Source organism: Croceitalea vernalis, assembly GCF_031846405.1.
GTDB lineage: Bacteria > Bacteroidota > Bacteroidia > Flavobacteriales > Flavobacteriaceae > Croceitalea > Croceitalea vernalis.
The window spans coordinates 514,139-525,704 of record NZ_JAVRHU010000001.1 but is presented as its reverse complement, the minus strand read 5'-3'; the positions used below and the strand labels follow the sequence as shown (position 1 = coordinate 525,704).

10 protein-coding genes and 1 tRNA gene are annotated in these 11,566 nt (G+C 34.8%); 8 read left to right on the top strand and 3 right to left on the bottom strand.

Features of this window, described 5'->3' with window-relative positions:
- Positions 1 to 64 precede the first annotated feature (64 nt).
- A complete protein-coding gene (locus RM520_RS02325; protein WP_311386831.1) occupies positions 65 to 2,488 on the top strand; it encodes an outer membrane beta-barrel protein in 2,424 nt (807 codons plus the stop codon).
- On the opposite strand, the gene RM520_RS02320 is transcribed toward RM520_RS02325, so the two are convergent.
- Positions 2,485 to 3,591 (bottom strand): TolB family protein, encoded by a 1,107-nt coding sequence (locus RM520_RS02320; RefSeq protein ID WP_311386830.1) that lies wholly within the window; start codon positions 3,589 to 3,591, stop codon positions 2,485 to 2,487. The two genes, RM520_RS02325 and RM520_RS02320, sit on opposite strands and share 4 nt — an antisense overlap.
- Before the next feature lie 29 nt (positions 3,592 to 3,620).
- Between RM520_RS02320 and RM520_RS02315 the strand changes: the two genes are divergently transcribed.
- Positions 3,621 to 4,847 (top strand): M28 family peptidase, encoded by a 1,227-nt coding sequence (locus tag RM520_RS02315; protein WP_311386829.1) that lies wholly within the window; start codon positions 3,621 to 3,623, stop codon positions 4,845 to 4,847.
- A 66-nt stretch (positions 4,848 to 4,913) separates the two neighbouring features.
- Positions 4,914 to 5,909 carry a tRNA dihydrouridine synthase DusB gene (dusB, locus tag RM520_RS02310; RefSeq protein WP_311386828.1) on the top strand — a complete coding sequence of 332 codons (996 nt, stop codon included), beginning with the start codon at positions 4,914 to 4,916 and terminating at the stop codon, positions 5,907 to 5,909.
- Positions 5,910 to 5,936: 27 nt separating this feature from the next.
- On the opposite strand, the gene RM520_RS02305 is transcribed toward dusB, so the two are convergent.
- Together RM520_RS02305 and rbfA are read right to left on the bottom strand one after the other, a co-directional pair.
- On the bottom strand, positions 5,937 to 7,145 hold the full coding sequence (locus tag RM520_RS02305; protein ID WP_311384092.1) for an ABC transporter permease: 1,209 nt from the start codon (positions 7,143 to 7,145) through the stop codon (positions 5,937 to 5,939).
- A 3-nt stretch (positions 7,146 to 7,148) separates the two neighbouring features.
- Positions 7,149 to 7,541 carry a 30S ribosome-binding factor RbfA gene (gene rbfA / locus RM520_RS02300; RefSeq protein ID WP_311384091.1) on the bottom strand — a complete coding sequence of 131 codons (393 nt, stop codon included), beginning with the start codon at positions 7,539 to 7,541 and terminating at the stop codon, positions 7,149 to 7,151.
- Positions 7,542 to 7,647: 106 nt separating this feature from the next.
- Between rbfA and mce the strand changes: the two genes are divergently transcribed.
- From mce to RM520_RS02275, 5 genes are all read left to right on the top strand, one after another.
- A complete protein-coding gene (gene mce / locus RM520_RS02295) occupies positions 7,648 to 8,052 on the top strand; it encodes a methylmalonyl-CoA epimerase (RefSeq protein ID WP_311386827.1) in 405 nt (134 codons plus the stop codon).
- A gap of 144 nt (positions 8,053 to 8,196) precedes the next feature.
- Positions 8,197 to 8,270 (top strand) — tRNA-Ile (locus RM520_RS02290).
- A 524-nt stretch (positions 8,271 to 8,794) separates the two neighbouring features.
- Positions 8,795 to 9,196: a response regulator gene (locus tag RM520_RS02285; protein WP_311386826.1), complete on the top strand. Its 402-nt coding sequence runs from the start codon at positions 8,795 to 8,797 to the stop codon at positions 9,194 to 9,196.
- Positions 9,197 to 9,319: 123 nt separating this feature from the next.
- A complete protein-coding gene (locus RM520_RS02280) occupies positions 9,320 to 11,110 on the top strand; it encodes a PAS domain-containing sensor histidine kinase (RefSeq protein ID WP_311386825.1) in 1,791 nt (596 codons plus the stop codon).
- A gap of 11 nt (positions 11,111 to 11,121) precedes the next feature.
- Positions 11,122 to 11,517, top strand: coding sequence for a response regulator (locus RM520_RS02275; RefSeq protein ID WP_311384087.1), 396 nt, complete (start codon positions 11,122 to 11,124; stop codon positions 11,515 to 11,517).
- The last annotated feature ends 49 nt before the right edge of the window (positions 11,518 to 11,566 follow it).

Below are 11,566 nucleotides of genomic sequence, written 5' to 3'. Positions count from 1 at the left end.
TAAAGAAATACAAAAGCCAGGTCTAAATTATTTTCTTAGCTTTGACTTAGAACCCAAACGTTAAATGAAGAACTTACTGCTAACCATTTTTATGGTGTTTTTCCTTTGCGGAAGCATTTTTTCACAAACCTTTGAGATATCAGGAAAGGTTGTTAATGGCGACAACGATATCATACCTTTTGCAAATATATTATTGTTGAGTTCTAAAGACTCTACATTTGTTAAAGGAACATCAGCTGATGATAATGGGTATTTTATATTGGAAGAGGTATTCCCTGACCTTTATTTACTGCAAGCGAGCTATATCGGAAGAGGGTCAAAACCACTAGCCCTTGATATTCAGCAAACCGTAAAACTAGGCGCCTTAGTAATTCCAACGGAGGCAGAAACTCTTGACGAAGTGGTAGTTACGGCCAGAAGACCAACAGTAGAAAGATTAGCAGACAGACTGGTGTTTCTAGTAGAAAACACAGTTGTTTCACAAGGTAGTTCTTGGGATATTTTGAAAGGAACCCCGGGGGTTATTGTTAACCAAGAAGATTTACAGATAAGAGGACAAAACGCAAATGTTTATATCAACGATCGAAAAGTGCAATTAAGTGGTCAAGAAGTTAGAGACTTACTTGAAGGTTTATCTGGGGTTAATATTAAATCTGTTGAGGTTATTCCAAATCCACCTGCAAGATATGATGCCGAATCTGGGGCAATTCTAAATATTGTAACCAGTAAAAATATAGTGCCTGGTTATAAAGGTAGTGTGAATGGAACATATACACAGTCCATTTATCCAAAGTATAGTATTGGTACAAGTCAATATTATAAAACTGAAAAATTAAATGTCTTTGCTAATTACTCCTATAATCCTAGAAAAGACAATTTTCGGGAACAAAAAGGAATCAATTTTTTTGACACTGCTAATATTATAAATTCCATATGGTCTACAAATGAAGAAGAGGTGTCTCGCTCTGATGCTCATAATGTTAATGTCAATTTGGATTATGAATTTGACGAAAGAAACACGTTAGATATTGCTTCAAATCTTATTTTCAACAATAACCAAGAAAGAAATAACAACCTTTTTGCTTCAATTGCCAATACCCAAAGTCAAATAGACTCTACTTTTACCACCAACAGTAACACAGAAGAAGGGAATACCAATTTAGCTTTTGATGTTTCTTACGTACATAAACTTAAAAAACCAGGAGCCTCACTTAACTTAAATAGCCATTACACTAGGTTCAATGAAGACCTACAACAAAGTATTTTCTCTAATTATTTTAATCCTTCCGGAGTGTTCTTAAGAGATTTTGGTTTTCAAACTAACGCTTTGCAAAATGTAGATATTTTCACAGGCCAACTTGACTTTGCATCCCCTTTGGGAAGCGCTTCCTTTGAATCAGGAATAAAATATTCAAATGTTGATTCTCAAAGCACAATTAATTATTCCAATTTTTCAGGAAGTGATGATAGTATAAATGAAGGGCTATCAGATGATTTCCTGTACGATGAAGAAATTTATGCTGCTTATTTGAGTTTTGTGAAAAGTTGGGAAAAGTTATCTATGAAATTGGGCTTAAGAGGAGAGTACACCAATGCTGTGGGCAATTCGTTGGTATTAGGCGAAATTAACAAACAGGAGTTTTTCGAGCCTTTTCCCTCGGTATATTTTTTATATGCACCATCAGACAACCATAGTTTTGCTATTGATTATGGCAGAAAAGTCGAACGTCCAAGGTATAATGATTTAAACCCTTTCCGTTATTTCTCAAATGAAAATGACTTCTTTGAGGGTAATGCCAATTTAGTGCCAAGCTTTTCTAATAATTTCAATTTCAATTATACACTCAACAGTGAATACTTTTTTGATTTGTACTATCGAGATAATGGAAATTTTATAAGTAGGAAGTTAGTGTTTCAAGATAATGAGACCCAGGTTTTGAGAGCGTCAAGACAAAATGTGTTGGGAAGTACATCTTATGGATTAGATTTTACGGTGAGTAAGAGCATTTCCAACCCTTGGTTTTTGTATGCTTATATATCTCTCTTTCATGAAGATGAAACGTTTTTGGCTGAAGAAAGTGACAATCAAGAGTTTACCAATCAGGTAAATGGTTATTTTGTGTATTTTGCTAATTATTTAACACTTTCTGCGGACGGAACACTTAGTGGTGAGGTAACATTTAGCCACATGTCGAATTACTTGTTTGGCTCTTATATTCAAGATCCATATACTGATTTATCAGTCGGGTTAAGAAAATCGCTTTGGAATAATAAGGCTGTTATTTCTATTACCGCCCAAGATTTGTTGGGAGATGTAAATTCAATATTGAGGTCTAGATATTTAAACCAAGACAACTTTTATTTTGTACAACCAGAAACTCAGTTTGTTAAGATTGGCTTCACGTATAATTTTGGAAACTTCCGTCTAGAAGACAACCAAAAAGGAATTGATAAGAAAGAACGTGATCGACTGTCAAAAGAAGATTAATCTTGCCATTCCGCAATAAAAAGATTGGTATCTCTAGTACCACCATTATTTCTGTTGCTGGAAAAAGCTAGGTACTTACCATCATTTGAAAAAACAGGAAAAGCGTCAAAGGTTTCTCCATGAGTTACACGTTCAAGGTTTTTACCATCAATATCAATAAAATATAGATTAAAAGGAAAGCCTTTTTCAGCCTCAAAATTGCTAGAGAATAGTATTTTTTCGCCTGAAGGATGAAAGAAAGGGCTCCAGTTGGCATTGCCTAAAAAAGTTAATTGCTTTAAATCAGAGCCGTCTGCGTTGCAAATAAACAGCTCCATTTCTGTAGGTTCAACCAAACCCTCTGCAAGTAAGTTTTTATATTTTTTAATCGCCTCTGGAGTTTTTGGTCGCGAAGCTCTGAATATTAATTTTGAGCCATCTGGAGAGAAAAAAGCACCCCCATCATAACCAAGCTCATCTGTAATTTGCAATACATCAGAACCATCTAAATTCATCGTATATAATTCTAAATCACCACTTCTATCAGAGGTAAAGACTATTTTATCCCCTTTTGGTGAAACTGTTGCTTCGGCATCGTACCCCTTTTCATTGGTTAATTGAGCTGTTATATTTCCTTCTAAATCCGCAACAAATATGTCAAAAGAGTCGTACACCGGCCATACATAATTACCATTTTTTCTAAGAGGAACTTCCGGGCATTCTTTATCAACTAAATGCGTTGAACCATATACGTAATGTTTATTATCAGGTAAAAAATAAGCACAAGTGGTACGCCCAAAACCTGTACTAACCATAGGAGGCTTCTTATCTTTGAAATTTTCTTCAATTCGCATTAAAAACATTTGATCACATTCCATTCCCCAGGCTTCATTATTGGATTGAAAAATCATCTGCTTATCATCCCAACTCCAATAAGCCTCCGCATTATCTCCGCCAAAAGTAATTTGTCGAATACTTTTAAAATGCTTCTCTTCAGGGTATATTAAAGTATCGCTGCCAGCCATAAGTGAGGTCGCCTGCTCATCTTTTAATACTTTTTTTTTGGTTTCAGTCTTACAACTTACCATTATCATTATAAAAATGAAAGCAAGAAAATTTCTCATTTGATGTATTTTTGGTAAAAATAAAAGCTATGAAGGGTATTTTCTTTGTTTTAGTTGTGTTTTTTATTTGTTTGGCGTCATGCAAGCAAGAGGTTCAGAAAAAAGTATCTTTAAAAGAAGACATTGCTTTTCTAGCAAATGATAGCCTTGCTGGCCGTGAAACTGGAACACCTCAAGAACTTCAAGCGGCTCAATATTTAAAGAATAGGATGGAGTCAATCGGATTGTCTCCGAGAGGAAATGCAGGCACCTATTTTCAAACATTTACATTCAAACCAAAAAAAGACCCTCATTCTGAGGCAGAGTTTGTTTCTGGCGATGGAACTATCACGGGGACTAACGTAATAGGTTACATTGATAATGGCGCAAATAAAACCGCCATAATTGGCGCCCATTATGACCACCTTGGTATGGGTGGAGAAGGTTCTCTTTATGCTGAAGGCGAAGCCATACATAATGGTGCAGATGACAACGCAAGTGGAGTTGGAGTCATGCTGAAATTAGCAGAAAAATTAAAAGACAGTTTGCCAGGCAGTAATTACTTATTTATGGCCTTTTCAGGTGAGGAGATGGGCCTATTAGGCAGCAACTATTTTTGTAAAAACCCTACCATAGATTTAGAAAAAGCCAATTATATGATTAATATGGATATGGTTGGAAGACTTAGAAAAGATAAAACTCTAGCGATTAGCGGAACGGGTACAACGCCAATTTGGAGTCAAGTGTTAAATGCTAATAATCCAGGTTTTAAATTGGTGTTGAGCGAATCAGGAGTTGGTCCGAGCGACCATACCTCTTTTTATTTGCAAGAGATTCCCGTCTTACATTTTTTTACTGGTCAGCATGAAGATTATCACAAACCATCTGACGATTTTGAGAAATTGAATTATAAAGGAATGGAAATGATTGGCGATTATGTTCTAACTGTGATTGCAGAATTAGACGATACCAAAAAACTAACCTTCAGAAAAACAAAAAATGAAAGCGAAGAAGTACCTCGTTTTAAAGTAGGATTGGGTGTTATGCCTGATTATCTCTTTGATGGTCAAGGAATGAGAATTGATGGCGTTAGTGAAGAAAGGCCGGCTGCTATTGCTGGGCTATTGAAAGGTGATGTGGTTGTACAATTGGGAGATAGCACCGTTACCGACATGATGAGCTATATGCGCGCTCTTTCAGCTTTTGAAGAAGGTGATACTGCAAATGTTATTGTTGAAAGAAAAGGCAAAAAAATAGCTGCTCAAGTTAAATTTTAAACCTAATTGGCTCATTTTGAGAAGTATCGAGTTTTAATGTATTTTTGCAATCCTTAAAAAAAGAAATTGCCTAAAATAGGAGACATACAACTACCAGATTTTCCATTGCTATTAGCACCGATGGAAGACGTAAGCGACCCACCTTTTCGCGCCTTGTGTAAGGAGCAAGGTGCAGACGTTGTTTATACAGAATTTATTTCTTCGGAAGGGCTTATTCGTGACGCAGCTAAGAGTGTTATGAAGTTAGATATTTACGAAAAAGAACGCCCAGTAGGCATTCAAATATTTGGCGCCAATTTAGATTCGATGTTACAGTCTGTTGAGATTGTTGAAAAATCTAGGCCCGATATTATCGATATTAATTTTGGGTGCCCCGTAAAGAAAGTAGTTTCTAAAGGAGCCGGTGCGGGCATTTTAAAAGATATTGACTTAATGGTGTCTTTGACTAAAGCTATGGTTGAACACACTAAATTACCGGTAACGGTTAAGACTCGTTTGGGCTGGGATGAAAGTTCTATTAAAATTGTCGAGGTTGCCGAAAGATTACAAGATGTAGGTTGCCAAGCTATTGCTATTCATGGTAGAACTAGAGCGCAAATGTATAAAGGCAATGCTAATTGGGAACCAATCGCCAAAGTAAAGAATAATCAAAGAATGCATATTCCTGTTTTTGGCAATGGCGATGTTGATTCGCCAGAAGCCGCAGTGAAAATGCGAGATGAATATGGGCTAGATGGCGCAATGATTGGCCGTGCTAGTATTGGCTATCCTTGGTTTTTTAAAGAAGTAAAACACTTTTTTGAAACAGGAACACATGCTGACCCCCCTACCATGGTTGAGCGCGTTGAAGCTGCGAGAAGACATTTACAAATGTCTATTGATTGGAAAGGCGAAAAACTTGGTGTTTTTGAAACACGCCGACACTACACGAATTACTTTAAAGGGGTACCAAATTTTAAGCCATACCGTATGAAGATGGTTACCAGTGATGAATCAGAAGATGTTTTTGCTGCTTTTGATGAGGTGCTTGAAATATTCGGAGATTTTCAATTTGCTACATAAGGTTGTTTATTGCTGTCTAGACGAATCTTAATTTGCTATAAGTTCCTTAGATATTCTGCTACTTGCTATTTTTGAGGATAGCAGGCCGAGAATAATAATCGTTGCTAAAACTACTAGCACGTTCATAATGTTATATTCAACAGGGTAAGGCAATGAAGGCGTAATCATTAACCATTCAAAGGCTATTTGAGAACCTATAAGCAGAGAACCTAAGATCACACCCATCAACCCTCCAAGAGTAGTAACCAAAACACCTTGAACAAAATAAATTCGCCGCAGTTCTTTTAAGGTCGTGCCTAATGAATATAATGTTTTTAAATTTTGTTGTTTATCTAAAATCATCATAATGATGGCTCCAACCACGTTAAAAAGCGCAATAATTAAAACAAGTGTGAAAATTAGATAAGTAGCCATATTCTCGGTATTAAGCATGCGATAAAGAGTACTATTAAGCTCTCTTCGATTCAAAACAATAACTTTATCTCCAAGGACCGAATTTACAGCAGCTCTCACTTCTTCTTCATTACTGTTCTTAGATAGTTTAAAACCTAGGGCAGAGATTTGTGTGCTGTTTTTTTCTAAAAATGCCTGAACCAAGGGTAATTCGGCAATAATATATTTATTATCAAGACTTTCTTCAATGGCATACACACCACTCACGTTAACGGATAATTGATTGTACGCTGATTTTGAACTGAGCATATCAGCAGTTAAGGAGCTCTTACCAGGTTTAAGGGTAATAACCTTTAAAGCATCTCTAGAATTGGTTACGATCCCCAACCTATTTACGACGCCCCTACCGGCAACAACACTTAATGCATTATCACTCCAATTCCCATAATATAAGGTACTGTCAAGTCCTGTAACACTTCGATAGTTTTCTCCAACGCCTTTGATATAAGCTATGTGATTTTTTTCTTTAAAACTTAAATAAACTCGCTCTTCAATTTCTTTAGAATAATTGGCAATACCATTTATTTCCGATAGCTTTTTTGCATCATCTTCATGAAGAGAAAAAAACTTTCCGGTAGTTGCAATTGCCTTTAGGTCTGGGTCAAAGGTGTTAGAAAACTGCAGGCTAAAGGTTTTTAACCCTGCAAAGGCAGAAAGCACAATAAATAAGGCAGCAGAGCCAATTACAATAACTAAAAAGGTAATAAAGTTAATAATGTTTACAGCACTTTGATTGCTCTTTGAGCGTATATACCGCTTAGCGATGTAAAGTGGAAAATTCAAAGGCTATGATTTCTTTCTTTTAGGCAATAAATCTCTGTTTTCAATCGGGTTTTCATCACCTTTTAATGATTTTTCAATTCCATCAATATAATCTAAAGAATCATCTATATAGAAATTCAGGTGAGGAACTCTTCGCAATTGATTTCTAGTGCGTTGTGCCAATTCATGCTTGATAAGAGGTTCATTAGACTTCATGCCTTCTAATAGTTCTGATGCCTTGTCGTTTGGGAAAATACTAACATATATTTTAGCAATTGAAAGGTCAGAAGTCACATAGACTTTAGATACTGAGATTAGGGTGCCTTTTAATCCCCCGTCTGTTGCCGCTCGCTGCAAAACCTCGGCCATGTCTTGTTGAATAATACCTGCTATTTTCTTCTGACGCTGTGTTTCCATAATCCATTAATTCTATACAAAAATAAGGCAAATACTTACGAAGCTCATGATTTGCTAACTTTAGATGCTGTAATTAGCATTAAAGCTTATTCTGATTTAGAATGTTATGGACAAAATCGAACATATAGGTATTGCTGTTAAAGACTTAGCCGTCTCGAATGCGCTTTTTGAAAAACTACTTGGAGTACCGTCGTACAAAACAGAAGAAGTTGCTTCGGAAGGCGTTCGAACTTCTTTTTTTAAATCGGGCCCAAACAAAATTGAATTACTAGAAGCGATTAACGATGAAAGCCCAATAGCCAATTTTTTAGACAAGAAAGGCGAAGGTGTGCACCATATTGCATTTGCTGTAGGAGATTTAGAGAAAGAAATAGAACGATTAAAACAAGAAGGGTTTAAGATTTTGCCTGGGTTCCCAAAAAATGGAGCGGATAATAAAATAGTTGCTTTTTTGCATCCTAAAGAGACTAACAGTGTTTTGGTAGAACTATGCCAAGAAGCCTCAAGCTGAAATTCAAGGATTAAACAAAAGTCAAGCAACTAGGGTAAAGAAACTTTGTTCCCTTAAAAAATATATCCTAATTTTGCGCACCTTAAATAGTAATTCTGATTTTTTATCTGAATTGATATTTTGAGATTTGGAATTTCCAAATCGGGTCCTATAGCTCAGTTGGTTAGAGTAGCTGACTCATAATCAGTTGGTCCCTGGTTCGAGCCCAGGTGGGACCACATTATTATCCTAAATAGCCTTAGCAGTTGCTAAGGCTATTTTTATGCGTAAAATGGGGCTATTACTTTTGCCTTAGTTATTAATTAAGCCAAACAATAGTTGTTTTAGAACCACTTCATTTTATAAATAAACTTTATAAAACCTCTTTTTGTTTAACTTTTTAAAGAATATCACAAAAAAACACGAAGTGTTTAAAACGCATTTTTAAACAATTAAAGCTTATAAAATACAATTTAACTCCTAAAAATGACGTTTCAAGTTTTATGTTGAGTATATTTACACCTATTTAATAATTAATTATATCTCAAAAACGATAGCAAGACTATTAAACAAAATAGAAATTATGTTAGTATTTCATTTTAGCTCAAGAGCGACCCCTCTCGCTTTTAAAATTAATTAGATACTCGTCCCAATCATTATTGTCAAAAACAACATATTCTATAAGAGAGGGGTTAAATAAGATTAGCAGTAATTTCAATTTTAAGACTGCTATTCAAAACACAATGGTAAATAATAAGTTCATATGAGGTCGAAACAGATTTTTTTGGTAGATGACGATGAAATTTTTAGAACGGCTGCAGAAATTCTGATTTCTACACACTTTCCTGATTTTGAAATTATTCATTTTGAAAACGGTCTAGAAGTTTATGAAAGATTATTAGAAATTGAAACTACCCAAAGCAGCCTACCTCAGATTATGCTTTTGGACATTAATATGCCTGTTATGAACGGCTGGGAGCTACTAGAAGAGCTTAAGAACCATAAAGGACGCATTAAAAACCAGGTGCAAATTCATATCTCAACATCTTCAATTGCACCACAAGACATGAACCTTTCGAAGACTTACGATTTTATAAAAGGGTATATAAGAAAACCAATTACTTCGGCAGATTTAAAACATATTAGTGAATCCCTGTTGGTATAAGTGATTTTATTAATGCTTTATCAGATAGGGGTTTAGAATTAAGAAATTTAAACATGTTCAATAAGTTCATGTAATTGAAATAATAAGAAAATTCCTACGTTTTCTATTTAAACCAATCTTTAAGTGCAAACCAAAACCCTTTTTTCTTTAGAGAATTCACCCATTCCTTTACTTATAATAGAAGAAAAAGGAAAAATTATTACTTCATCAAAAGTGATTAATACCTTTTTTGAACATCGTTCTGATGTTCAAATTAATTCTATTCATGACTTACTTGGAGATTTAACCTTGAATTTTAAAAATAAGATTAAAAATAAGGAGCAGTTTTCAGAGGTTTATGAGGTCATTTCAAAAGATGGGAGTTTGAGGTGGATTAAGCTTAGCTTATTTCCTATTGTAACCGATAAAAACCTTTTTCAAATATGTTTTCATGATATTTCTAGAGAAAAACTAAAGTATGACCTTGATCAAAAAGCAAAAAAAATAGCTAAAATTGGAAGTTGGAGTGTGAATTTGATAGAAAATTCTTTGTATTGGTCAGAAGAAACAAAAGCAATACACGAGGTTCCAAATAATTTCATTCCAGATTTAGAAACAGGCATTAATTTTTATAAGGAAGGAAAAAGCCGTGATTTAATAATAGAAGCGGTATCTGAATGTATAGAATCGGGCCAAGGTTATGATTTAGAGCTTGTTATTATAACAGCAAAAGGCAATGAAAAGTGGGTGAGAGCAATTGGTAATGCAGAACGGTTAAACGGCAAAACAATTGGCTTTAGTGGAGTTTTTCAAGATATTGACGAAGCTAAACGCCAAAGAGGCGAATATGATGAGCTAAATGACCGCTTAAGAGCAGCCGTAGATAGTGCTAATGTTGGGGTATGGGATTTTAATATTATTGAAAACACCTTGTTTTGGGATGAACGCATGTATGATTTATATGGTGTAAATAAAGCTGCTTTTGAGGGAGTTTACGATGCTTGGGAGCGCACAATTCACCCTGATGATAAAGAGAAAGCTGCTTTTGAAGTTGAGCAGGCCATTAAAGGTAAAATGGAGCTTGACACGGAGTTTAGAATTATAAAACAAGACGGGACTATCGCTTATATTCATGCAGAAGCGAAAGTTTTTCACAATAAAAAAGGTGAACCCTACAGACTAATTGGTGCAAATACAGATGTCACCAGAATAAAAAGAAGGGATGACCGACTTCGTAAACTTTTAAATGTTACCGAAAAACAGAATCAAAGACTTCTTGATTTTACCAATATAGTTTCTCATAATTTAAGGTCCAATTCAAGCAATATCTCTATGTTGTCCGGAATGTTAAATTCTAACTTACCCGCGGATAGACAAAAAAAGTTCATTGAGATGATTCAAACCTCCTCAGAAAGGCTTGATGAAACAATAGTTCAATTAAATGAAATCGTAAAAATTCAAGCCACAGATAGTCGTGAAATCAATCAAATTAATGTAAAACAGATTTTTAATAAGGTTTTAGATAGTATTAATGGTCTTGTTTTAGAATCTTCTGCAAGAATTCATTTAAAGGTTGATGATAACTTAAAAGTAAATGCTGTCAAACCTTATTTGACAAGCGTTTTTATGAACTTACTAACTAATAGTATTAAATATAGAAAACCGAATAAACAGCTTAAAATTGAAATAAAGGCAAAGGCTCTTCCCAATCAAACGGTGATATCATTTATTGACAATGGCATCGGCATTGATTTAAATAAAAATGGCTCAAAGATTTTTGGCATGTATAAGACATTCCACAATAATAAAGATGCTAAAGGCATAGGTCTGTTTATTACAAAGAACCATATGGAGGCCATGGACGGTAAAATCCAAGTAGAAAGTAAACTGAATGAGGGGAGTATATTTCATCTTTATTTTTCTAAGGATATTTAGCGATTATTATAATGAGTAAGCAATTGTTTTTAGTAGATGATGATGAAATTTTTAGAACAGCAGCCACTGTTCTATTGGGTCTGAACTTACCAGAATATGAAACTGTTCAGTTTGAAAATGGATTAAGTGTTTATGAAAAGCTTATTGATTTAGTAGAGACCGCTGAGCTTTTGCCGGAGCTTTTGCTTTTAGATATTAATATGCCAGTAATGAATGGTTGGGAATTGTTGGAAGAATTAAAATCAGCTCCTGCTCAAATAAGACAAAAGGTAAATATTCAAATTTTAACCTCTTCAATTGCTCCAGAAGATTTGAACTTGTCAAAAACCTACGAATTCATAAATGGATATGTAACCAAACCATTGACAACTAGCGACATTGAGAATTTAAAAAACACCTTGTCTTAGAACAAGTATAGGGGTAATGCCCCGTTCCCTAAGCATTTTAAAGGCTTTA